The 23,645-nt window shown below is 62.2% G+C and carries 20 protein-coding genes; 17 read left to right on the plus strand and 3 right to left on the minus strand.

All coding sequences use genetic code 11. The features are described from left to right. Positions 1-31: 31 nt before the first annotated feature. Complete coding sequence (locus ACAG25_RS23225) at positions 32-589, plus strand: YdcF family protein (protein ID WP_370490834.1); 558 nt, start codon at positions 32-34, stop codon at positions 587-589. On the opposite strand, the gene ACAG25_RS23230 is transcribed toward ACAG25_RS23225, so the two are convergent. Continuing rightward, the gene (locus ACAG25_RS23230) at positions 582-1,379 is read right to left on the minus strand and encodes a hypothetical protein (RefSeq protein WP_370490835.1); all 798 of its coding nucleotides are present in this window, start codon (positions 1,377-1,379) and stop codon (positions 582-584) included. The genes ACAG25_RS23225 and ACAG25_RS23230 overlap by 8 nt on opposite strands. Before the next feature lie 155 nt (positions 1,380-1,534). Here ACAG25_RS23230 and ACAG25_RS23235 point away from each other — a divergent pair, with 155 nt between their 5' ends. The 15 genes from ACAG25_RS23235 (at position 1,535) to ACAG25_RS23305 (ending at position 19,287) form a co-directional block, all read left to right on the plus strand. Next, entirely contained in the window at positions 1,535-3,061 is a 1,527-nt protein-coding gene (locus tag ACAG25_RS23235) for a glycoside hydrolase family 71 protein (protein ID WP_370490836.1), read from the plus strand. A 77-nt stretch (positions 3,062-3,138) separates the two neighbouring features. Further along, the gene (locus ACAG25_RS23240; protein ID WP_370490837.1) at positions 3,139-3,444 is read left to right on the plus strand and encodes a hypothetical protein; all 306 of its coding nucleotides are present in this window, start codon (positions 3,139-3,141) and stop codon (positions 3,442-3,444) included. Continuing rightward, positions 3,441-3,827, plus strand: coding sequence for a hypothetical protein (locus tag ACAG25_RS23245; RefSeq protein ID WP_370490838.1), 387 nt, complete (start codon positions 3,441-3,443; stop codon positions 3,825-3,827). Before ACAG25_RS23240 ends, ACAG25_RS23245 begins: the two co-directional genes overlap by 4 nt. 433 nt (positions 3,828-4,260) lie before the next feature. After that, positions 4,261-5,730: a sugar transferase gene (locus tag ACAG25_RS23250; protein WP_370490856.1), complete on the plus strand. Its 1,470-nt coding sequence runs from the start codon at positions 4,261-4,263 to the stop codon at positions 5,728-5,730. Positions 5,731-5,849: 119 nt separating this feature from the next. Continuing rightward, complete coding sequence (gmd, locus tag ACAG25_RS23255) at positions 5,850-6,872, plus strand: GDP-mannose 4,6-dehydratase (protein ID WP_370490839.1); 1,023 nt, start codon at positions 5,850-5,852, stop codon at positions 6,870-6,872. Positions 6,873-6,879: 7 nt separating this feature from the next. Further along, positions 6,880-7,848: a GDP-L-fucose synthase family protein gene (locus ACAG25_RS23260; protein ID WP_370490840.1), complete on the plus strand. Its 969-nt coding sequence runs from the start codon at positions 6,880-6,882 to the stop codon at positions 7,846-7,848. Positions 7,849-7,903: 55 nt separating this feature from the next. Then, on the plus strand, positions 7,904-9,085 hold the full coding sequence (locus tag ACAG25_RS23265) for a lipase family protein (protein ID WP_370490841.1): 1,182 nt from the start codon (positions 7,904-7,906) through the stop codon (positions 9,083-9,085). Positions 9,086-9,100: 15 nt separating this feature from the next. Beyond that, positions 9,101-9,673 carry a DapH/DapD/GlmU-related protein gene (locus ACAG25_RS23270; RefSeq protein ID WP_370490842.1) on the plus strand — a complete coding sequence of 191 codons (573 nt, stop codon included), beginning with the start codon at positions 9,101-9,103 and terminating at the stop codon, positions 9,671-9,673. Beyond that, on the plus strand, positions 9,670-10,902 hold the full coding sequence (locus tag ACAG25_RS23275; RefSeq protein WP_370490843.1) for a WcaI family glycosyltransferase: 1,233 nt from the start codon (positions 9,670-9,672) through the stop codon (positions 10,900-10,902). The genes ACAG25_RS23270 and ACAG25_RS23275 overlap by 4 nt, the downstream gene beginning before the upstream one ends. 11 nt (positions 10,903-10,913) lie before the next feature. Next, positions 10,914-12,056 carry a glycosyltransferase gene (locus ACAG25_RS23280; protein WP_370490844.1) on the plus strand — a complete coding sequence of 381 codons (1,143 nt, stop codon included), beginning with the start codon at positions 10,914-10,916 and terminating at the stop codon, positions 12,054-12,056. Between the two features lie 59 nt (positions 12,057-12,115). Next, positions 12,116-12,820, plus strand: a complete 705-nt coding sequence (locus ACAG25_RS23285) for a hypothetical protein (protein WP_370490845.1) — start codon at positions 12,116-12,118, stop codon at positions 12,818-12,820. 17 nt (positions 12,821-12,837) lie between these two features. Continuing rightward, positions 12,838-15,807, plus strand: a complete 2,970-nt coding sequence (locus ACAG25_RS23290; RefSeq protein WP_370490846.1) for a hypothetical protein — start codon at positions 12,838-12,840, stop codon at positions 15,805-15,807. Between the two features lie 36 nt (positions 15,808-15,843). Next, positions 15,844-16,620 carry an SGNH/GDSL hydrolase family protein gene (locus tag ACAG25_RS23295; RefSeq protein ID WP_370490847.1) on the plus strand — a complete coding sequence of 259 codons (777 nt, stop codon included), beginning with the start codon at positions 15,844-15,846 and terminating at the stop codon, positions 16,618-16,620. Then, the gene (locus ACAG25_RS23300) at positions 16,620-17,927 is read left to right on the plus strand and encodes a hypothetical protein (protein WP_370490848.1); all 1,308 of its coding nucleotides are present in this window, start codon (positions 16,620-16,622) and stop codon (positions 17,925-17,927) included. Before ACAG25_RS23295 ends, ACAG25_RS23300 begins: the two co-directional genes overlap by 1 nt. Positions 17,928-18,000: 73 nt before the next feature. After that, positions 18,001-19,287: a Wzz/FepE/Etk N-terminal domain-containing protein gene (locus ACAG25_RS23305; RefSeq protein ID WP_370490849.1), complete on the plus strand. Its 1,287-nt coding sequence runs from the start codon at positions 18,001-18,003 to the stop codon at positions 19,285-19,287. Positions 19,288-19,305: 18 nt separating this feature from the next. Here ACAG25_RS23305 and ACAG25_RS23310 read toward each other — a convergent pair whose 3' ends face one another. Next, entirely contained in the window at positions 19,306-20,031 is a 726-nt protein-coding gene (locus ACAG25_RS23310; RefSeq protein WP_370490850.1) for a hypothetical protein, read from the minus strand. Between the two features lie 258 nt (positions 20,032-20,289). Between ACAG25_RS23310 and ACAG25_RS23315 the strand changes: the two genes are divergently transcribed. After that, a complete protein-coding gene (locus ACAG25_RS23315) occupies positions 20,290-21,459 on the plus strand; it encodes an acyl-CoA dehydrogenase (protein WP_370490851.1) in 1,170 nt (389 codons plus the stop codon). Between the two features lie 60 nt (positions 21,460-21,519). Here ACAG25_RS23315 and ACAG25_RS23320 read toward each other — a convergent pair. Next, the coding region (locus ACAG25_RS23320) for an endo-1,3-alpha-glucanase family glycosylhydrolase (RefSeq protein ID WP_370490852.1) at positions 21,520-23,645 on the minus strand (2,126 nt) is incomplete at its 5' end.

Below are 23,645 nucleotides of genomic sequence, written 5' to 3' on the forward strand. Positions count from 1 at the left end.
GCGGGGTGCTCTGTTCAAACTCGAACGCGCAGTGATAATCGTCGGCTGCGTTTTGGTCGCGGCGTTCACAAATCTCGCGATTGCCGGCCAGCTACTGATCGCTAATACGCCTGATGACGATGTCTCGTCCGCAGATGCGGTTGTCGTTCTCGGTGGTGAACACGACGGCCGAGAAGTCTTCGGCATCCTTCTGGCGCAACGCCTTCAGGCTTCGACCGTTGTTTTGTCTGACCCCTATCCAACGAGCGACAGCCTGATGCGAAGTTTGTGTTCCGGCTCCGTAGTGGAGACCGAGGTGCTTTGTGTACGTCCGGATCCTCCTACGACACGCGGCGAGGCGATCGCAGCACGCGATCTGGCGACGCGCCACGGCTGGCGACGAATCGTCGTCGTGAGTTGGCGCTTTCATCTCCGGCGCGCCGAGTTGATCTTCGGTCAATGCTTCTCGCGTCTCCCCGGCTCAGTCGCCTATGTGGGCGTGCCGGACCGCCGACAACTGCCCTTCGCCGTCTGGCAGCAGATTTTTCTCTATCAGTTCGCGGCGATGGCCAAAGCAATGATCCAGGGGCCATGCTCCGACGTCACTTGAACTGGGTACGGTTGCGAACTTCCTCCGCGGTCGGTTGTTCGGGCACATCCAGAGCGAGTGCGTCCTCGGACGTCACGCCCATCGGTTCGTCGACGACATGCTCGGTCATCTCGTAGGCATGGCGGTGAAACCAGGCACCGTCCAGTTCCTTTTTCCACACTGCCGGGGAACCGGCATACAGCCCGGAACGTAAGGCCTTGCCTGTCGCCGACGTCAGGGTGGAGTTGGCGGCGAGGATCGATCGGTCGGGCAGGAATGCTCCCTTGAGTAGGACGGCGCAGCTGCCCACGGATGCGTGACGACCGACAGTCACCCGGCCGACTGCCTGTCGGTCGTGGAGGAAGTCTGGTTGATGAGTCTGTAGGAGACATCGGTTGCCCCCGACGGTGCCGTACGGGCGGATCGCGATCGTTCCGGAACAGTCGAGATAGTTGCGGCTACCGAGCTTGGCTCGAAACCCCATATAGAGCGTGCCGGCGTCGGGGTCGAGGCGTTGATAAACCGGGTGAGCAGAGATCCAGTTCCACGACTCGATGATCGCGAAATCCTCGAGGCGAACCGAACTCATCCCGCGCAGGACGTTGAACAACTCCACGCGTGCATACTCACCGACGTGCACCGACTTCACACGCAGGACGATCGACGGGCCGATACGGGCGGTTGTCGCGATATGGTGACCGAACAAACGGAGAAGCCGATTTTTCAGCCTGGACGGCGGAAGCAGCCAGAATGGGCACTGCATCATCGAGATCCACCGGGGCTGCGAGCGGTTCGGTGTCGAGGTGTTCACATGAACCTCCTGCATCGCAGGATCGGCTGAAGATGCCATTACGCTAACACCGCAGCGCGAGACTCGCGGCGAAGTGGCTACCAGTCGATCGGCTAATTATTAAGTATCATACGTTGTCAAAATTGTTGTGGGGGTACTGATGTCAGGGAGTCATCGTGGTGCGCCGGATCGGACCCGCTCGACATCGCTTCCTCGGCGTTCGGCTCATAGCGGCGGGAACAGCGCTGCTTGTATTTGCTTGGCCTGCATTGGCGCCACTCAGCATCGGTGGCGGACCGCGGGCCGTCCAGACCATGTCGCTTACAGCCACTCCGTATTTGCCCTTCGACCTGCCGACCGGGCCTTCGGTGAAGAAGGTGTTCGCGCATTACATGCCGAACTTTCCGATTTCAATCGATAACAAGCCACCGGACATTGACTACTACGCCACGCAGTATCTGACTCGGACCGGCGAGCGCGGAGCACACTGGGCCTACGGCGGCTACCTGCGGGACAGGCCATTGCCGCGCGATCCGATCGAAGACGCGGCGTGGAAAGACCGTGACCTGCGTACCGAGATCGCGCAGGCCAAGAGTGTCGGCATCGACGGCTTCGCCGTCGATATCATCGTGGCCAGGTCACCTACGCCCACCAATTGGTCGGACGTCCCCACCCGGCTGCTCGCCGCGGCCGAGAATGCGGATGGTTTCGCGATCTTGCCCACAGCGGACATGTCCGGGCCCTTTCGGTTGTTCACCGCTTCCCGGCTGGCCGCTGAGCTGGCTCCCTACCTGAGCTCGCCGGCGACATTCAAGCTGGCCGACGGCCGCCCCGTGCTTGGCGCGTTCTATGCTGAGAGCAGATCCGTGTCATTCTGGCAGCAGCTTCTTACTGTGCTGCGTAACGACCATGGTGTCGACGCCGCTTTCGTCCCGACATTTCTCGACGCCCCGCGTCATCTCGACGCCTTCGCGCCGGTGAGCTACGGGTTCTCCAATTGGGGTGGTCGAAATCCTGTGGCGGTCGCAACCGTGCCGTCCGGCCCTGGATTCCCAGTCGACCTCGCGAGGCGCAGCCGTGCGCTGGGCAAGGTCTGGATGCAGCCCGTCGCGTTCCAGGACAACAGACCTGATGCCGGCCGTTTCGAGGAGTCCGGCAATGGGCAGACCCTGCGACAGGCGTGGCAGGTCGCCATCCAGGAGAACGCCGAGTGGGCACAGCTGATCACGTGGAACGACTACTCCGAAAACACCCACATTGCGCCGTCGGTGAAGAGCGGGTGGCGCGCGCTTGACATGAATGCTTACTCAATCGCGCTGTTCAAGTACGCCGCACCACCCGCTATCGTGCGCGACGCCTTGTTCGTCTCTTATCGGACGCAGCCGTTCGCGGCGCGGCCAACGCAATTGCAGTTGCGCCTGATGAGACCGGTGCCGGGCACGCCCGCGGCTCGCGACCAGGTGGAATTCGTTTCGTTCGCAACGGCACCGGCGACGCTGCGGGCGGTTGTCGGCACGGTGACATACACCTGTGAAGTCCCCGCAGGCATCGGAGTGTGCAATGTTCCTCTACAGGCAGGGGACATTGTCGCGGAGATGACCAGGGACGATCGATTGGTGGCGCGGGCCCAGTCGACGCTAGCGGTCACCACAAGGCCGAGTGTCCAAGACCTGCAGTACGCCGTGGCGGGCGGGCTGCGGTGAGAAGGTGGGCGCCCGTCGCGGCAGCATTGTTCGTCGCAGGCGCCACGACCGGTGCGGTCGCTCGATCGGCCCTGTACGTGAGCTCTCTGTCGTGGCCCCCGCCGCTGCGGCTCGGTGCGGACGCGCTGGTGCTGGCAGTCGTTGCGACGATCACCAGCGCAACGCTGACGGCGCGGGTAGGCCGAGGTTTAGGCGCGTTGGTCTCCGGGCTTGCCGCAGCCGTGGGCAGCATCGGAATTCTGTCGATATCCATCATGCAGCTCGCCCCCACGTGGACGATCCTCTATCTGGTCGTGCTGCCGTTGATCGCAGGCTCTGGCGTCTTCGCTGGTTCCGCACTCGGCGGCGGGATCCGCTATCACCCGAATCGGAGACACCGGTGACGGCGCCGTCCTCATTCGTCTTGTCGGCGACGGTCGGCGCCCTGATCGGGTCGTGCGTTATGGCCCTTATCTGGCACCGACAGCCCACCAACGCGCAGCTGCTGGTCACGACGGCAGCGGCATGTACCGCGCTCGGCGGGGCGTTTGGCGCGCCCTACCCCTGGCTGCACCCGGCGATGCCGGCCCTGTTGGGCTTCGTATGCGCAATGTCCCCGTTAGCCTGGGTCATCACTCACCCGCCCAGCGTGAAGGACGCGAGCACCGCGGCGCAGGCGGCGGTGAACGCAGCCACAGTGACAGGGTTTCACCTGCTGATCGGCAGCGCTTTCGCGCTTGCTGGGTTCCTTGCCGGAAGTGCCGTCTACCTCGCCGGCAGCGTGTAGCACCGCCCACCCGGGGCCGCCAGCCCTACTGCGCGTCATTCGCTGAGAATTCCCCACTAGCGCTACTGGCTGGGAGTCTGCGCGAATCGACGTTCGCTACGGGCTTCGGACGCGACTGCTCGCCGCCGACCGACATCTAATCGTCGACCCTCTTGACGTCGTGGTTAATTGGGAAGCCTTACACAATGCGGATCGGTTGGCGTGTCCACCGATGCGAGAGGAAACCCATCCTCCCACCTAAGTATCTTGCTGAGACCTGGTACTCCTGCTATAAACACTGGTATCGCTGTCTTTTTGCCTAAAAGTCAAATTTGCGATATTTGCTCGTTCCGGTGGCGATCAGATCGAACATGTGGGATTCTGGTTCGTGATCGGTGCAGGAAAGTGCCGAACTAGCAAATTACAGTTGGCATGGTCAAACGGGGGTTTCCGCATGTCGTTGATATCTACGTCCGCCGGTCCGGTGGTGAGTCGTTCGCCCCGGTGGGAGCGTGCGTACGCGACTCGCCTGCTGATCACTGACACCGCTGTGGTGGTGCTCTCTGTGCTGCTTGCGCAGTACCTGAGGTTCGGCCACGCAGCGGTGTCGGACGTAGAGGCCAGCAAACAATTGACCGGGTTCTCCGCGGCGTTCGTCGTGGTATGGCTGTCCGCTCTGTCGATATTCCGAACCCGTTCCCTTCGCGTGATCGGCACAGGAATCGACGAGTACCGACGCGTGCTCAGTGCGTCGTTCTGGACTTTCGGCGTCATCGCGATTGTCACCCTGCTCCTCCGTCTCGAGGTCGCACGCGGCTATCTCGCGGTGGCACTGCCGGTGGGTGCAGTCGGCTTGGTGGTGTCTCGTCATCTCTGGCGGGGGGTTTTGGCGCGCGGCCGTGCCCGTGGCGATATCCAGACGACGGTGGTCGCGATCGGTGATCGCGCCGAGGTCTCGATCCTGGCCTCCGAACTGACCAGGAACCCCGTGCACGGCTATCGGATTGTCGGCATCGGTATCCCCGGATATGGCGATCCGTGTGGTGAAACCGTCGCGATCAACGGGCGTCAGGTGCCGATCATCGGCAACGAGCATGCCGCCGTAGCGACCGTGGCTCGAGGTGGCGTCGACACGCTGGCAATCACCGGCACTGAACACTTCGGGGTCCAGGGGATCCGCGATCTCACATGGACCCTGGACGAGCTCGACGTGGATCTGGTGGTTTCGCCCGGGGTCATGGACGTCACCGAGGCCCGGTTGGTGATGAGACCGGTAGCCAACTTCCCGCTGATCCACGTGGAAAAACCTCAGTACCACGGTGCCGCCAGGTTCGCCAAGCGTGCTTTCGACTTCACCTTTGCGTTGATCGCGCTGATCGCGGCTGCCCCGGTCATGCTCGTCGCGGCGGCGGCGATCAAATTCACCAGCCGGGGCCCTGTCTTCTATTGCGCCGAGCGCATCGGCAAGGACGGGCAACCCTTCACCATGCTGAAGTTTCGAACGATGGTGGATGGCGCCGATCGTCAAGTGGTCGACCTACTCGCCCGCAATGAGTTCGACGGTGGGGTGCTCTTCAAGATGCGGGACGATCCGCGGGTGACGCCAGTCGGCCGGTTGCTGCGCCGGCTGAGCATCGACGAGCTGCCCCAGTTCGTCAACGTCCTCAAGCAGGACATGAGCGTGGTCGGTCCTCGGCCGCCACTGCGCCGCGAGGTCGAGTCCTACGATGGCAAGGTCAGTCGTCGGCTGCTGGTCAAACCCGGCATCACCGGACTGTGGCAGGTCAACGGGAGGTCTGACCTCTCCTGGGACGAGTCGGTCCGCCTCGACCTTTCTTACATTGAGAACTGGTCGATGGCCGGTGATCTCGTCATCATCGGTAAGACGTTACGTGCGGTGCTGCGGCATGAAGGTGCCTACTGAGCGACCCGTAATTCTGACCACTATCTCGGCCAGCCGGATCTAGAATCGGCTTTGCTGGCGTACAACCCGGCGCCGAACCCCGGATGTCGCCTGGCGGTCGGCCCGTGAGGAGACTTCGAATGAAAAAGGCGTTGGTAACTGGTATCACCGGCCAGGACGGTTCGTACCTCGCGGAATTGCTGTTGAGCAAGGGCTACGAGGTCCACGGTCTCATCCGGCGCTCATCGACGTTCAACACGTCGCGTATTGATCACCTGTATGTAGATCCACACGAACCCCGCGCCCGGCTGTTCCTCCACTACGGCGATCTCAGCGATGGAGCGCGACTGGTCACGCTGCTGACGCGGATCGATCCCGACGAGGTCTACAACTTGGCTGCTCAGTCACATGTGCGGGTCAGTTTCGACGAGCCCGAACACACCGGCGACACTACCGGTATCGGTAGTGTCCGACTACTCGAAGCGGTGCGAATCGGACGAGTAAACTGCCGTTTCTACCAAGCCTCGAGTTCTGAGATGTTCGGTGCCACACCGCCGCCCCAGAACGAGGACACTCCCTTCTACCCGCGGTCTCCTTACGGTGCGGCGAAGGTGTACTCGTACTGGATGACACGCAACTACCGCGAGGCCTACGGCATGTTCGCGGTGAACGGCATCTTGTTCAACCATGAATCACCCAGGCGCGGCGAAACCTTCGTGACACGAAAAATAACCCGTGCGGCTGCGCGGATCAAAGCGGGTCTGGATCAACACCTCTATTTGGGCAACCTTGACGCCGTTCGCGATTGGGGCTACGCCCCCGAGTACGTGGAGGGCATGTGGCGGATGCTGCAAGCCGACGAGCCCACCGATTACGTCTTGGCTACGGGTGACCGCTACACCGTCCGCGAGTTCTTGGAAGCTGCTTTCGAACATGCCGGACTCGACTGGGAGAAGCACGTCCTCTTCGATGAACGCTATCTGCGGCCCACCGAGGTCGACGCTCTCGTCGGCGACGCCTCCAGGGCTGAGCGCCTCCTGGGCTGGAAGCCGAGTGTGCGCACGCCCGAATTGGCGCGGATCATGGTAGAGGCCGACATCGCACAACTGGAATGCCAAGGCAGGCCGTGGATCGACCAGCCCGCTGTGATCTCGTGGCGGTGAGCATCTGATGCCCGTGGCCTATCATCCGGAGCCTGTGGACCGTTCGGTACCTGTGTTCATCGCAGGTCACCGTGGCATGGTCGGCTCCGCAATTCGGCGCAAGCTGGAGACCGAACGGTTTACCAACCTCGTGCTGAGAAGTCGGAGCGAACTAGACCTCACCGACCGGGCAGCCACCCACGCGTTCTTTCGACAAGTTCGCCCGCAGGTGGTGTTCTTGGCAGCTGCAAAAGTCGGCGGAATCGGCGCGAACAACTCTGAGCCCGTCGATTTTTTATCGCAGAACCTGCGAATCCAGGTGAACACGCTCGACGCAGCTTTAGAGGTCGAGGTGCCTCGATTGCTGTTCCTCGGGTCATCGTGCATCTATCCGAAGTTTGCCGACCAACCCATCGTCGAGGCCTCGCTCCTGACCGGTCCCCTGGAACCCACCAACGATGCGTACGCAATCGCGAAGATCGCAGGCATTGTTCAGGTACAAGCGGTCCGCCGACAATACGGTCTGGCCTGGATCTCGGCGATGCCCACCAATCTGTACGGTCCTGAAGACAACTTCTCGTTGACCGCCTCGCATGTACTCCCAGCACTTATCCGCCGCTACGACGAAGCGGTCGCCGACCATTCTTCCGTCGTTACCAACTGGGGCAGCGGCGCGCCGAGGCGGGAATTCCTCCACGTCGACGACATGGCTTCTGCTTGCCTGCATCTGGTCGAACATTACGACGGACCGCAGCAAGTCAACGTCGGGACCGGCGAAGACCACACCATCCGTGAGATCGCCGAGATGGTCGCGGATGCCGTCGGTTACACCGGTGAGACCCAGTGGGACACCAGCAAGCCCGATGGCACACCACGCAAGTTACTCGACGTCAGCCTGCTGCGCAGTACCGGTTGGCAAGCCTCGATCTCGTTGCGCGACGGCATCCGTGAGACCGTCGACTGGTTCCGTTCGCACCGGTCGACTCTGCGTGTCTAGCTTCGCCGCGGCGCCGGGGAGGCGCCGCCGACAACCGGTCTGGACAGTGCCGCTGATGGCAGCAGTGGTCCTGCTGACTAGCTGCGCTCCAGACGCGCCGCAATACCGCGCGACCGCCGACCTCCCGCCGATCACCGTAGACCCGGCACCAATTGGTCCGGCGACATGGCAACAGCGGGGGGAGACCGTGACGCAGTCGGCTTTCCCGGTAGTCGCCCCAGCACTGTCGGGCATCCGCGCCGAGGCATTCCGCGCGACGTATCGGTCAGTGTCCGCGGTCACGGGCCGAGAAGTCGATGTGACGGGTGTGTTCTTCGTCCCCGCCGGAGTCCCGCCCGACGGTGGCTGGCCGGTGATTGCGCTAGGACACGGCACCACCGGGGCCCTGAATAACTGCGGGCTTTCGACCGACTCCGCGCTGCGCGGGTATGCGCCCCTGGTAGCTGGCATGGTCGACCAGGGCTTCGCGGTGGCGATCACCGATTACGAAGGGCTCGGGCCCAATGGTGTCCATCCATTCTTGGAGCCCCGGACCGCGGCGTTCAACCTCATCGACTCCGTGCGCGCCCTTCGCCATCTCGCGCCGACGGTGTCGACTCGATGGCTGGCTTACGGAATCTCGCAAGGCGGCCAGACAGCCTGGGCGGCCGCAGAACTCGACGACTGGTACGGCAATGGACTCGACCTGGTCGGGGCGGTTGCTCTCGCGCCGGCCGCCAACATCGTCGGGTTCTCCGAGCTCGCGGAGCGGCACGAACTGACAGACGAACAGCTCATGATCGCCCCCATGGTGATCGCTGGGCTCGCGCGCTATGACTCCTCGGTCGTGCTGGACAACTATGTGCGAGGACCGGTACGAGACCTGCTGGATGTGCTCATCGGCTGTCAACCCAGTGCACCCGTGGATCGGGCGACCGTGGTCACGGCGGGTGACGTCGGGCCGACCACACCTTCCGACGCCGCCACACTCGCCGACGCCCTACGTCGGATTGCTCTGCCGCAGCGTCCCTTATCGGTGCCGTTGCTCGTCGTCAATGGTCTGCAAGACCAAGCAATTTTTCCGCAGTGGGTGGCGGGGGCGGTGGCCCGTAGCTGTGATTTGGGGGGAAGCGTTGAACATCGTGAGATTTCCGGTGCCGGGCACGGTGATGTGCAGCCGGACGAAGATGTGTGGTCTTGGATCGCGGACCGTTTCGCCGGCGAGCCTGCGGGATCGTCCTGTGCATCGTCGAGCTGATGGAGGGCGTAACTGATGACAGAATTCGCAGGCCGTCCGGACCGCGCTGCGAAGGGTAACCAATTCCGTCTCGACAAGTTCACCGGTCGCGGGTACGACAAGGGCAGGCCGCTCGCCATACAGGTTCTCTGGCTGGCGACATCGCGACTTGTGGTGATGAAGTGGTGGTGTCCCAGCAAACTTCGTATAGTGATTCTCAGGCTCTTCGGGGCAAATATCGGTGTAGGTACACGGATGCGATCTGACGTCAAAGTTCACTGGCCCTGGAAGTTGGTCATAGGGGACAACTGCTGGGTCGGTGAAGACGCGTGGATATTGAATCTCGAGAACGTCACGATCGGCAGCAACACCTGCATCTCGCAATCGGCGATGCTGTGCACCGGCAGCCATCACCGTCGCAGTCCGACGTTCGAATTCGACAACGGCCCGATCGTCATCGGCGACTCGGTGTGGGTGGCTGCACGGGCCACCGTGTTGCGCGGTGTCACGATCAGCGACGGCGCCACCATCGGCGCCTCGGCGTTGATCACCCGCGATGTCGCTCCGGGCGGTGTGGTCCTGGCGATACCAGAATCGGATCGCTCATGAGAATCACCGTCGTCGGTATAAACTACGCGCCCGAATTGACCGGAATCGCGCCCTACACGACCGGGTTCGCCGAGGGCATGGCTCACAGCGGTCACGAGGTCAACGTCGTCACCGCACCGCCACACTACCCGGAATGGCGAATCGCACCCGGGTATGAGAACGCCTACGGGACCACCTCGTCCATCAACGGAGTGCAGGTGCGACGCGTGAGGTGTCGCGTGCCGGCCCGGCCCAGTCCGCGCGGGCGTGTGCTCCTCGAGGCGAGTTTCGCGCAGGCCGCGGTCCGCGCTTCGTGGCACCGTCCCGACCTGGTCGTCGCGGTAAGTCCCACCTTGATGTCGGCCGGTGCCGTGGTCGCCAGGGCGCGGCTGGCCAAGCTGCCATGCGGGGTGATTGTTCAAGATCTGTACAGCAGCGGGGTGGTCGAAACCGGGGCGATGAGCGGTTGGCCGGCGCGCGCGGTGGCGCAGTTCGAAGGCGCGGTTCTCAACGGCGCCGACGGGGTGGCGGTAATCCACGCCAAGTTCGTCGACAGCATTGCCAAACTTGGCGTGCGCCAAGACAAAGTCACCGTCATCCGCAATTGGACGCACATCGCCCCCCCGAACGACGAAGTCCCTGTTGCAGAAGTCCGCGCTGCGCACAACTGGACGCCTGACGAGATCCTGGCGATCCACACCGGCAACATGGGCGTCAAACAGGGACTCGAGAACGTCGTCGACGCAGCCGTGTTCCAGGCACGCCGCGAGCACCCCGGTCGTCGAGTGAGGTTCGTCCTGATTGGGGACGGCAACCAGCGGGCATTGCTCGAACAGCGCGCGCGTGGGGTCCCCGGTTTGGAGATCCTCGAACCGTTGCCGGAGGATGAGTTCCGCGGAGTGCTCGCAGCGGCTGATGTGTTGCTCGTCAACGAGAAGCCCGGAGTCGGCGAAATGGCGGTGCCGAGCAAACTGACGTCCTACTTCGTGAGTGGACGGCCGGTGGTTGCCGCAACTGACCCCGGCAGCGCCACCGCGTGCGAGATTCAGTTGTCGGGTGGCGGAATCCTCGTGCCGCCGGGCGATCCCGAAGCGCTGCTGTCGACGGTGCAAACCATCGGCTCGGATGAAGAAATCGCCCAACGCCTCGGCGCTTCGGGGCGCACGTACGCGAGGGAAACACTCGACGCCGGCTTCGCCATCAGGTCCTACGAGCGCTGGTGCACATCGCTGATCGCGCGGCGACGATGAGGGTGCTTCACGTGGTGACGTTGATTTCGCCAGACGGTGCCTACGGGGGTCCGCTGCGCGTGGCCCTCAACCAAGCGCAGATTCTTCGGTCGTTCGGACATGAAGTCGTCGTCGCCGCCGGCGCCTCGGGCTACCGCGAATTGCCCGTTGAGATCGGTGACGTCCCCGTGGTGCCGTTCCCGGCGAGCAGAATTCCCGGTTTCGGATACGCAGGCACCTGCGCGCCGCGAATGCGGAGGTGGATCATCGACAACGGCGTGGATTTCGACATCGCGCACGTCCACTTCGCCCGAGACCTGGTCACCATCCCGGCCGCTCGGACGCTGCGCCGGCTCGGCATGCCGATGGTGTTGCAGCCGCACGGCATGGTGACGCCCATGAGCCATCCGCTTGCCGGCGTCGTGGACCGAGTGTGGACCACCGATTTGCTTGCGAATGCAGATTGCGTGCTTGCGTTGACCGAGCGCGAGGTTCGTGATCTACGGGCCGTCGGGGGATCGGGCTTGAAGGTGCGTCAGTTGCCGAACGGAGTGCCACTGGATTACGAGCGCGGCAACAGTCGCGACGAGATGGGGCAATTTCCCGAGGTCCTGTTCTTCGCGCGCCTACACGAGCGCAAACGGGCCGATGTGTTCGCCGAGGCGGCACTCGAGCTGCTCATCTCCGGGGTTAAAGCGAAGTTCAGCGTGGTAGGACCCCCAGAGGGGGGCGAGCGGGCCGTGGACGCGGTGATCGAGCGTGCGCGCGCCCTCGGATACGGACCAGACCTGCTCGTCCGGGAGCCGGCGACACCGCCGGAGCGGGCCCTCGAGCGCATGTCCCAGGCGTCGATCTACGTACTCCCAGCGGTCCGGGAGCCGTTTGCCATGACTATTCTCGAGGCACTGACGCTCGAACTTCCGGTGGTGATGTGTGCGGACGGCGGTCTCGCGCCGTTCGTCAGTAGGCACAGGTGCGGAACCGTCGTCGATGGTTCCGTCAGCTCGTTGGCCGCGGCCATCACCGACCTGCTCAACGATCCGAAAGCGGCGCGCGAGATGGGTGGAAGGGGACGCTCCGCGGTTGCGGATGAACTCAGTATTGCAGCAGTGGGCAGACGGCTGGAGTCGATCTACAACGACGTGCTGGAGGGGCGGAGGGAACCGGCAGCGTGAACATGCGTCGAAACGGATCGCGAACCGCAGGGGTCGTCCTGGCGGTAACCCTTACTGGCGTGCTCGCACTGGCGTTGTGGTGGGGATTCTTGCGAGACGATGCGCGCCTCGTCGCGCAGGGAACACGCATTGAATTGAACTTCGGTCGTTTGGCCGACGGAACTCCGCCCACTCAGTTCGACACCGGTCAGTCTGCGCACCTTACCCATTCGCCCGAACTGGCCGACTCAGATATCTTCATCCGTGCCGGGCGACTCACCTACCGGCCCACGACAACGTCCGCCGCGGCCGCGTACTTCAGCAGTGAGGATCTTGGTGCGCCGGTGAAGTCCCTCGGCGCCAGTTGGGTGTTCACGCCGGGAAGAGAAGGTTACGGAGCGATAGCCTTGGTCGTCTCCCGCGACATTCAAGTCGAGTTCCCCCCAATCCGGGCGCCGATTCCCATTCATTTCGTCGCCACTGCGATCAACTGGAATCTCAGCCTGAAGAAGGCGGACGGCGACGAACTCCAGCCGATCGCGGCTGGATTCTTCGACGAACCACTTGCCCAGGACGGGCGCACCATCTACAGCACATCCATAGCGATCAACGGCGACGCGGCGACCATAGCTCTGCCGGACGGTAAGCGTCACGTCGTCAGAGACGCTCGAATCTCGCAGTGGCAGGGCAATTTCGCCACATTCGAGCTCTACTCGAACAATGGTCTTGACAATTCGGTCGGGGCATTTACCGAGATCTGGGCAGATGCGCAGGGCCAGGGCTGATGGCCTCGGGAGTGGGGATGTCGCGCTTTCGGGCCTTGGCCGGCGGACTCGATCAGGTCTTCTCGAGCGCCAGCAACGGGCTTATCGTCTTCGCGGTCGCGGTGGTGTCCACCCCGCAACTTTTCGGTCAGATCTCGATCCTGATGACCGCTCTCGTCGCGGCCCTCGGTTGTACTCGCGGGGCACTCGGGACGCCGTTGTTGTTGAAGTCCAACCAAACCGTGGAACAGATCCGGCGCGAAGGTTCCTTCGCGTTGACATCCACGCTGATCGTCGGTCCACTGCTGGCAGCCATCCTGCTCGGTGTCGGGCTTCCACTGGTCGGCCCCGGTGCTGTCTGTCTGGCGCTCGCCGTGCCATTCGTACTCGCCCAGGATGTGCTGCGTTATGTCGTGATCGCCGAGGGGCGGCCGCACATCGCCGCAGTCTGGGATGGCCTGTGGTGCGTCGGAACCATCTTGCTGTTGGTTTTGTCCTGGATCGGTTCGCAATTCGCGACAGTGACGCTGCTTCTCGGGGGATGGGCGGCGCTGGCCGGGGTCGCGATGGTCGGTCTACTGGCCGCGGTCCGTGTACATCCACGACTGTCGGGATGGGTGTCCTGGATTCAAGCTGGGTGGCAACACCGGCTGCGCTACGGCGTGGACGCCGGTCTCGAGCAAGTTTCGGTCTTCGTCGTCCTTGCCGCGGTTGGACTCTTGACCTCGCCGGCGGTGGCCGCAGCTCTGCGCGGCGCTACCGCGATCATGGCGCCCATCGGCATGTTCGGCAACGCAATTCAGGTCGTCGTGATCTCCGAGAGCACCAGGTTGTCGTCACAGCCGCGGCAGGTGTGGAACTCGCTGTTCAGGCTCGCCGTAGTAACTGGTTTTGTCACGGCGACAGGTGGATTCGTCGTGCAGCTGTTGCCGGACGCGATAGGGTTCTACCTTCTCGGCGATTCGTGGGTGTTGGCCACTCAGGTCCTTCCTTTCATCGTGCTCGAGTATGTCGCAGCCGGTTTCGCGGTATCACTGGCGATCTTCCTGCGCACGTTTAATCGAAGTTCTGAAACCCTGGCGCTGAAAGCAGCCCTGTCCGGAGCTCTGATCATCGGATCTACCTCGGCGGCCGTGCTGTTCGGCAACGCTGTGGGCGTGGCGATCGGGCTCGCCGTGTCGTCGATCCTGGTGACGGCTGTGGCGTTCGCTTGGTTCATGCCGTGGCAACCACGGCCGCGAGCAGAATCGGTCGATATCGCTGCGGGTTCGACGATAAACGAGCCTGACGATGCCAAGGTTTTTGCCGAAGGCGTCGAGCCTGCGCTCTTGGCCGAAGTCGACGGAGCGTTGGGCAACCTCGAACCGCAACGGGCGATCGCCGCCCACTCGCTGCAGCCTTCGAGTGCCCCGCAACCGGCAACAGGGGCGGGGCTCCTGAGTCAGGTTCGTATGACGCTGCCCGGCCAGAAGCCTCATCTTGCCTCGGTGGCGAAGTTGCGGCGAGCAGTCGTCCGCTCGGCAACACCGGGGGTGATCGCGGCGTGGACATTCGTCGTGATGGCCATTCTGGTACCGGTGTACATCTTTCAAGTAACGGCGCTTCCCACAGATAACTTGTGGGTGGGCCCGGTGCTGATAATCGTGGTGTCGGTTGCACGGTTCAGCTGGATCATGGGAACAGGCGAACGGCGCCTTTTCGAGATGATCTTCTGGTCTTTCACGTATGCGTTTCTCGGACTGGCACCGCTCGCGCAGTTGCTGCGTGGCCCCTGGCCGGTAACAGTTCCCCGCACCGATACCACCATCACCGCGTGGGCGTCAGCCATTGTGCTGGTCGGAATCCTTGCGTTCCTGTGTGGGGTGGGGGTCGACCACATCCTCAACAACCGGCGCGCACGCTCCACCCGGAAGGACTTCGACGGATTCAAACAAACCGTCCACTACTCGCGGCTCATGATGCTCACCATCGGCACTGTCGTGCTGAACATCTATTACCTGTCACTTGTCGGCCCCTTCCAATTCGTCAAGAGCCGCGACGAGTCGTTCCAACTGCTCGCCGCGAACTTCCCGACGCCCAACATCGGCGTGGTTTTCCGGTCTGCTGTGTTCATGAGCCTGATCGTCGCTTGGGTGGGATTGATCCGGTACCGGCGCGAGGCGCGAATCGCCGCGGACCGCGGACGACCTGAATCGCGTGCTCGGCTGAATCTCAACCTGATACTCGTAGTCGTCGTTGGCGTGCTGTTGGCCAACAGCTTGAACCCCGTGTCCAATGCACGGTATCTGTCCGGAACGGCAGTCCTGGCTGTTGCGGCAGCTCTTGGTATGTTCGCCACGCGAAACCGATTCCGCTTCAGTGCATATGGTTTTTTGTTGGCGCTACTGGTCATATTTCCGCAAGCCGATGCCTTCCGGTATTCCTCCCAAGCCAATGTCGATCTTTCCGACCCGATCGAATCGCTACAAACCCCCGACTATGATTCGTTCGCACAGATCATCAATGGGTATCTGGTCGCGATGCGCGATGGCATTGACTTCGGCAATCAGGCTTTGGGCGTCGTCCTGTTCTGGATTCCGCGTGCGATATGGCCTGGTAAGGCCTACGACACCGGGATTGTCATCGCGAACAGCCGTGGCTATGGATTCACGAACTTGTCCGCGCCGCTGTGGATTGAATTCTTCATGAACGGCGGTTGGCTCGTCTTGGTGCTCGGAATGTTCACCCTTGGGGTCGCGCTGCACCGGTGGGACACCAATCTGGACCGTGAACTCGCGCTCTACAGTATGCCGACAATTTTGGGCTGCATTCTCCCCTTCTACATGCTGATCCTGCTGCGCGGTTCGTTGCTGCAGGCGGCACCATATCTGTTCTTCACCATCCTGTGCACCTTGTTCGTGACTCGCCGGACCAACTCGAAGACCACGGTGCCGAAGCCCTTCCCGCTGCAGCCAGGACGCAGGCCCGCGTCCAGAGCTGCTGCGGAGGAGGTGGTGAGCCATGTCTGACACAGCCTGGAGAATGGAATGCCCCGGGAGACTGAAATGAAGAAATCTGGCCAAGTCTTGACCGTGGTGTTGCTCGTTTCGGCCGTAGTCGCTCTCCTGATCTTTGGTCTGGCGCGTGTTGCTCCGGGCCACAACGACGATGCGACCGCACGTCCCGCGCTGGCCGAAACCCTGCTCGCACCAACGCCGCCCAGCGAGCAGTTCGATCATCGGCCCACGCTTCTCGTCGTAGGTGATTCATATGTGGGTGGAACAGGCGACCCCACCGTCGTCGTCTATCCAGAGCAGGTTGCCGACGAGATGGGCTGGAATGTCCGCATCGACGCTGTCGGCGGTTCGGGATACGTCTCGAACGTGACCGAAAGTGGTCGGAAAAGGCCGAGTCTGATCGAGCGCTTGCCTGCCGACAAAGCCAGCTACACACCGGACATAGTCCTGGTCGACGCGGGTCGCAACGATCTGGCACTCGACCCGGCGGCTGTCGTCCCCGAGATCGACCGATATCTCACCGAGGTACGTGCGGCCTGGCCCGATGCCCAGATCGTCGTTGTGAAACCACAATTCGCGTCCGCTGCAGTACCCGCGAACTATCCGCCGCTAGCCAATGCAATCGACGAGATCGCGACAAGGATTGGTGCGGCGACGATCGACCCGGTGACCGAAGGCTGGTGGACAGGAATCGATCTGGAACCGCTGCTGTTCGCCGACAAGGTGCACCTCAACGGGGCAGGAACGACCTACTACGCCGACAAGATCGCCGAGGCCCTCAACAAGATAAGTATTGCTTCCATCGAATCCCCTGGAGGTAACTGATGCGTGAACTGCGCGACCTCTTCCACCTCGTGAGCGTGAACTGGCTGATGGTGGCGACTTGCTGTTTGATCGGTGGAGTGCTGGCAGGGGCTGCCAACCTGATGGCGCCGGTGACATACAAGGCCATCGCGACCGTGTTCATCGCTACCCCGAATTGGAACGACTCGACCGCGATGCCAAGTGCTACGGGGCCGAGGCCGACGTCGTACGGCGACGAGTACAGCCAGATGCGGATCCCCACCTATCAGCGCCTCGTCGAGACGCCAGTAGTGCTGGCGCCGGTAGTCGAACGGTTGGGACTGGAGATGACGCCGGCGCAGCTTGGCGAGCACATCTCCACCAGGCCCGTCCCTGACACGGTCATGATCAACATCGAAGCCGGATACGAGTCTGCCGGTGGCGCTGCGACGATCGCCAATGCGGTGGCCGAGCAGCTGATAACGGTCATCAAAGAAGTCGAGAAGCCGACGTTCAACAGCGCCTCTCCGGTGCAGCCGATCATCGTCAGGCCGGCTGTTGCACCAAGCGGTCCGACGTCGCCACGGGTCTTGGTGAATGTCGGCGCGGGGCTGGCAGTCGGACTGGTGATTGGTATGACCCTGGCAGCCTTCCGTACCCGTCGCCGTGACGTGCTGCCCCCCGCAACTGGTGAGAACCTGCTCGGTGTGATCACCATGAACGAGATCAACGATGATGGCGAGGTTCGGGACATCAGCGGCGACACGCGATTCCTCCGCATCGCGCTGTTGGCTGCTCTCGACGAGAAGCCCGCGGGTGCGGTGTTACTGACAGCGCCGCGGTCGTCCGAGCTGGCGTTCACCGCAGCACTGCAGTTGAGTCGGGCGCTGGCAGAGTCGGGTGCCAGCACGGTACTGGTGGCTGCCGACTACACGATGCACCCCTTCGGGATCGACGGCCCTGGCTTGGGCGAATTGCTCTCCGAAGAGGTCGCTATCGATGACGCTCTCATCCCTTTGGGGCCTCATCGGCACGCATTGGTCGGGCCGGGAAAGCCGCCGAAAAACGTGACAGCTGCTTTCACCAGTCATGCGATCACCGAAGTAGTGACGCAATTGGGTCGTAGGTTTGACTACGTGTTGTTGCAGGGCCCGGCGGTTCTCGAATCGACCGATGCGATCGACCTGGCCAACCGCGCTGGGTCCTGCGCTCTTTTGTGTCCACCTGCGACAGCGGCCGAGGACATCGACGAGGGTGAGTATCTGCTGGGTTTGGCGGACGCGGACTACCTGGGCAAGATTCTGATCCTGAATCCGGAAGCGGTCAGCACTTTGGAATCACAGAGATGACTGGGCCCAAGTCGTACCGGAGCAGGCCTGGAATTGATTACTCGACAAAGGATCTCAAGAGGACGGGGCGGGCATGGAACTGTTGAAGCGTGGATGGCTGGTAGTGCGGCGTCGTTGGCCGGTACTCATGATCACGGTCGTGGCGGCCATCGTCGCGGTGAGCCTTATCAACGCGACACAGCGCGAGGAGTACACCGCTTCTGCAGAGATCTTCCTGAGAGCTCCCGATGTCAAGAGCTCGGCGAGCGCCTACCAGGGTGACTTGTTCTCCCGCCAGCGCGCGCAGACGTACGTGTCGATGATTACGAGCGAAGAGGTGGCGACACTGGTGATCGACCGGCTCGGGTTGCCAGAGCAGCCTTCCGAGCTCTCCAAACGCGTCGATGCTGAGATCGTGCAGGACACCGTTTTGGTAACGATCTCGTTGACTGACAGCGACGCGCAACGGGCAGCGAATATCGCCAACGCCTACGGCGACGTGTTCGGGCAGTACATCGCGCGCGTCGAGAACCTCGAAAACGATCCTGACGTGCCTCCGCTGGTCGTCGTCGTGAAGCCGGCGACTGCCGAGAACGCACTTCGCGGAGGCCAGCCCCTGTGGCTGCTTGTCACTCTGGCCACAATTCTCGCGCTGGTTCTGTCGGGCGCATTCGTGTGGTTCTTGGAGCGCTTCGACACGAGGGTCCGGTCCCGCAAGCAGATCGAGGAGGCTACCGGAGCACCCGTCGTGGGAACTTTGCCTCCTGCCCGCGCCCTCGAGTCTCGCTCGGTGCTGGAGACTTATCAGGACGTGACTGCGTTCGCAGAATCAGCGCGGCGATTATCCGTCAATGTCGACCATGTGCTCGGGCGGATGGCGGGTACCGGCACAGTCCCGAGCGTCGCGGTATCGAGTGTCTCGGGCTCTGAAGGACGGTCAGTGGTTGCCGCCGCACTGGCTGCTGCGCTGGCTGACCGCGGACACCGAGTCGCGTTGATCGATGCGGATCGGACTGGTGAGCCCCCACTGCATCGTGCTGCATTGACCTCTGGTGAATCAAAGCTTCCTGGTCTGAAGTACTTCTGCATCCACGAGGGTGAAGCGGGGTTTTCCGAGAGGGCTCTGCGCAATCTCATCGGTAGCCTCGCGGGGGAGTGCGATCTCGTCGTGTTGGACGCTCCGGCGTTTGCCGAAACCGCGGAGGCCCAGATGGTTGCGGAGGTAGCCGATGCCGCACTCCTCGTTGTGCGCCCCGGTCACACTCATCTGGACGCGTTGGCACGGCTGAGGGCCTCCATGGATGTCTTGGACACCCCGGTGCTCGGGATCGTTGTCAACCAAGCGAAGGAGACCAGCACGCCGGAGACGGTGTACGTCTGACCGCTGCGGCGTGGCGACTTACGTTCGACGGAACACGCTGTCGTCGAACGATGTCACCGGCGTCACATGGGAGTCGCGATGCCACCACGCGAAGTCATCCACCGGTGCGATCGGTTTGGCCGGAACACCCGCGTAAAGCATGGATTCGGGTAGTTCGGCACCTTCGCGTTGCTTGCCCATCAGCGAACCGGCCGCAAGTACCGAACGCGCAGGCAGGTACGAATCCTTGAGCATGATCACTGAAGTCGTGCTGATGGAGCGCTCGCCCAAGATCACCCGACCAACGGTCGTCTTATCGTCCGACAGGTCTATCTCGTGGCTCTGAAAGATGCTCTTGACTCCGCCGATGGCCGCGTACTTGCGAAGCACAACTTGACCGGAACAGTCCAGATAGTGGCGATTCGTAATGCCGCCTTGTTCCTCGAGAATGAGCATTCCGACAAACCTGCTGAACTGTTGGTAGCCTGGAGCGGCCGTTATCTGGTTCATCGAACCGATCATCGCCTTGGGCCCCAGTCTGACGGCGGCCAGATTGCGAAAGATGTTCAGCTTGTACATGACGACGTCGTCGTCGAGTTCGAAAGGTCCGCAGCCGAGCACCACATTTGGAGCGATGACAACGTTGTCGCCGATGGCGTTCCCCAGACGCCGCAGAGCCCAGATTTTGAACCGGCTATGCGGCAACAACCACACGACGAGCGACAGCAGCGCGTTCGGACGATTCAACGAAGTCTCCGCGATCAACCGTTACACCTCTCGCTCCGGGACAACCCAGCTGCCCGTGGGTGGAGATCAGGCCTGTCGTAGGCCACTCATTGGCACGATAGCACTGGCTTCGATCCTGGTCAGGCCGGAAATCGGAGCCCTTATTCGGTAGAGGCGCCCCGAGGGCGCTGTGACATTGACAGCCCGCCGGATCGGAGACGAGCCTGGCTGGGAACCCGAGATTTAACCTCGGCCCCGAACACGCTAAAGTTACTGGCGAGTAGCAAGGAGAAGAAGATGGCTAGTTGGGCTGGAAATCCGTCGTTCGATCTGTTCCAGCTGCCTGAGGAGCATCAGGAGCTGCGTGAGGCGATCCGCGCGCTGTGTGAGAAGGAGATCGCGCCGCACGCCGCCGATGTAGATGAGAATTCGCGCTTCCCCCAGGAGGCGCTCGACGCGCTGGTGTCGTCGGGCTTCAACGCCGTCCACGTACCCGAGGAGTACGGCGGTCAGGGCGCGGACTCGGTCGCGGCGTGCATCGTGATCGAAGAGGTCGCCCGGGTCGACGCGTCGGCTTCGCTGATCCCGGCGGTCAACAAGCTGGGCACTATGGGGCTGATCTTGCGCGGCTCCGACGAGCTGAAGCAGAAGGTGTTGCCCGACATCGCGTCCGGTGCGGCGATGGCGTCCTACGCGCTCTCCGAGCGGGAGGCCGGCAGCGACGCCGCGGCCATGCGCACCCGCGCCAAGGCCGACGGCGACGACTGGATCCTTAACGGTGCCAAGTGCTGGATCACCAACGGCGGCAAGTCTTCGTGGTACACGGTGATGGCGGTCAGCGACCCGGACAAGGGCGCCAACGGCATCTCGGCGTTCATGGTGCACGTCGACGACGAGGGCTTCGCGATCGGGCCCAAGGAGCGCAAGCTCGGCATCAAGGGCTCACCGACCACCGAGCTGTATTTCGAGAACTGCCGCATCCCCGGCGACCGGATCATCGGCGACCCGGGCACCGGCTTCAAGACCGCGCTGGCGACGTTGGACCACACCCGCCCGACCATCGGCGCCCAAGCCGTCGGCATCGCCCAGGGGGCGCTGGACGCGGCTATCGAGTACACCAAGGACCGCAAGCAGTTCGGCCGGCCGGTCGCCGATAACCAGGCCGTGCAGTTCATGCTTGCCGACATGGCGATGAAGGTCGAGTCCGCCCGGCTGATGGTCTACAGCGCCGCCGCACGCGCTGAGCGGGGTGAGGGCAACCTCGGTTTCATCTCCGCGGCGTCGAAGTGTCTGGCCTCGGACGTGGCCATGGAGGTCACCACCGATGCGGTGCAGCTGTTCGGCGGGGCCGGCTACACGGTCGACTTCCCGGTCGAGCGGATGATGCGCGACGCCAAGATCACCCAGATCTACGAAGGCACCAACCAGATTCAGCGCGTAGTGATGAGCCGAGCCCTGCTCAAGTAATCGGACACGACAGTTTGGCGACCCGTGGTAGGCGGCCAGGTCAGCAATACGAATTCGGTTTCAGCGAAGGCCGCCCGCCATGTGGTAGTCCATGTTCTGAATGTACGGCGAGTCGGTAACACGGAAAGGTGAGTGCACAAGGGCCTGAACGTTACCGGCGCGTTCAAGGCTCACGATCACCTCGCCGGGACGTAGGTCGAAGTTGCAGACGCTCCGGCCCGCGCCCACGGCGCATGTGGAGGTGATGCCACCTATGGTTGCCCGCACCGTCGCTGGTGCGGTCGTAAACACCACCACCTCGACATTGTCTACCGCCGCCGGGCTGCCAGGAACGGTTTGCATGGGAAAACTGGTGTCGTACGACGGTACTGAGTCGGCCAATTGTGATCGGTGCGAGACGTAGAGCGCATCGCGGACCAGCGTCGGATCGCTGCCGTATTTGAACTGCGCAATGTTGAATGCCTGCATGTCCAACATCTTCCAGCCATGCTGAACCGAGGGTGCCATTGCTGTGCCCTCGGCGTAGTCGTTCCACGTCACCAACTGCACCCACTCCGCGCCCTCATTGACAGCGATTTCCCATCCGTTGGCGTTAGTTTGCGAGTTGAACGGCTCTTCGAACAAGCCTGATCGGGGTCTGTTGTCCTGAAAGGCAACGGGCTGCATGAAGATCTTGCCGAGCGCGTGGGCATCTCGCACCAGACCGACCTGCGCACCGAAACCCGGGTTGTCAGGGTCCACAGTCGATGGGTTCCGGCCGCCCCAGTTTCCGAACCCATAGCTGATCGGAGCGAACGCGGTCATATAGAGATGCGCATGCAGGAAGGTGGGCACGAATGCAACGTCGAGCTCATAAGTTTTCCGAAGCGCGCCCAGTGCATCGTCCCACCAGGCAGTGGACTTGCGTTCGGCGTAGAACGCGCTCAACACAACGCGGCCATCAGACAGACGAAATGCGCCGTCCGCGGCTAAGTACGGCGCGAACGCTGCCGCGAACTGCGTGGGTGTCATACCTGCGATGGTGTCGGAGGCCAGGTCGGCTTGCGGTTGTATGCTGAAGCCCGGCGTTGCCTCTGCTGCGCGCAACAAATTTCGGACGGCCTGGTCCTGCAGGGTTGTGTTGGTAATATCGACGGTGAATCCATCAATACCAACGCTTCTGGCCTGATTGACGTCGGTAAGCGCATCCTGGTAGCGCCAATCCGTACCGCTGATGGGGTCGCGCGGCATTGGTCTGTTCCGCATGTAACCACCGTAGCGGGCATGAATCCCGTTCTCTCCGTCAGGATTCATCAGATGGACTGTGTAATAGTCGGTTTCGGATGGCAGGTTGTCAATGGAAATCGGCATCCAAGGCACGTAGTGAGCGAACACCTTTTGCGGAGTGGCGGTCACCACCATGTCGAACGGCAGGTAAGGAGTGGACAGGACTTGTCCAGCGGTGATGACGGGCACCGTCACCGTGACCGTAGTACTGGTATGAGCGTCGCTGATTCTGATGGTGAACGAATCGGCGGTGCTATTGACGTCGACTGTTGATGGTGAACTCTGACGAGCGTCGGGCTTCGGTGTGTATGTGAATGTCCCGGTCGTGTCTATCGTGACAGCACCGTGCTTGGGTTGGCCGACAACAACGTAACTTAGCGCATCGCCGTCGTGATCAGTCACGTGCAAAGAACCGGTGATAGCACCGGTCGCATTGTCAGGTTCTCCGAGGCTTGGTCCCTCTTCGATCGTCGGAGCGGTGTTGCCGCGAACAACAGCGATGCGGTGCACCGCATCTCGGACCTCGTCGCCAAGGTAGAGAACGTTGCCATCAGGGCTCAAAGCGAGTGTGGGTACCCTCGACCCAGTCAAAGAACTCGCTGCTACAGTTTCCACTCGCCTGGTCACAGTGTCGACCACGGTAATGCGGTCATTGGCGTTCGCGATGTAAAGGGTCATTCCGTCGGAGCTGATGGCGATGCTCGAGGGACGCATGCCCACAGAAATCGACGCAACGGCAGAAAGCGTTGAGGCATTGATTATTGACAGGCTGTTGCTGTACTGATTCGTGACGTAGATGGCTCCGCCATCGGGGCTGATGGCCAAGCCCGATGGCCGTGAGCCGACTCGGATGGTTTTGGAGAAGATGCTGGGATTGGCGTCGATCTGTTGGTTGGTTGTGGTGTCGATGACGGAGATGC

The sequence above is a fragment of the Mycobacterium sp. pV006 genome, assembly GCF_041287115.1.
GTDB lineage: Bacteria > Actinomycetota > Actinomycetes > Mycobacteriales > Mycobacteriaceae > Mycobacterium.

Excerpts from the sequence above, each read along its gene's own strand:
- ACAG25_RS23250 (WP_370490856.1), top strand. The coding sequence starts at position 4,261 with ATGTCGTTGATATCTACGTCCGCCGGTCCGGTGGTGAGTCGTTCGCCC.
- gmd (WP_370490839.1), top strand. The coding sequence starts at position 5,850 with ATGAAAAAGGCGTTGGTAACTGGTATCACCGGCCAGGACGGTTCGTAC.
- ACAG25_RS23260 (WP_370490840.1), top strand. The coding sequence starts at position 6,880 with ATGCCCGTGGCCTATCATCCGGAGCCTGTGGACCGTTCGGTACCTGTG.
- ACAG25_RS23265 (WP_370490841.1), top strand. The coding sequence starts at position 7,904 with ATGGCAGCAGTGGTCCTGCTGACTAGCTGCGCTCCAGACGCGCCGCAA.
- ACAG25_RS23270 (WP_370490842.1), top strand. The coding sequence starts at position 9,101 with ATGACAGAATTCGCAGGCCGTCCGGACCGCGCTGCGAAGGGTAACCAA.
- ACAG25_RS23275 (WP_370490843.1), top strand. The coding sequence starts at position 9,670 with ATGAGAATCACCGTCGTCGGTATAAACTACGCGCCCGAATTGACCGGA.
- ACAG25_RS23290 (WP_370490846.1), top strand. The coding sequence starts at position 12,838 with ATGTCGCGCTTTCGGGCCTTGGCCGGCGGACTCGATCAGGTCTTCTCG.
- ACAG25_RS23295 (WP_370490847.1), top strand. The coding sequence starts at position 15,844 with ATGAAGAAATCTGGCCAAGTCTTGACCGTGGTGTTGCTCGTTTCGGCC.
- ACAG25_RS23300 (WP_370490848.1), top strand. The coding sequence starts at position 16,620 with ATGCGTGAACTGCGCGACCTCTTCCACCTCGTGAGCGTGAACTGGCTG.
- ACAG25_RS23305 (WP_370490849.1), top strand. The coding sequence starts at position 18,001 with ATGGAACTGTTGAAGCGTGGATGGCTGGTAGTGCGGCGTCGTTGGCCG.
- ACAG25_RS23315 (WP_370490851.1), top strand. The coding sequence starts at position 20,290 with ATGGCTAGTTGGGCTGGAAATCCGTCGTTCGATCTGTTCCAGCTGCCT.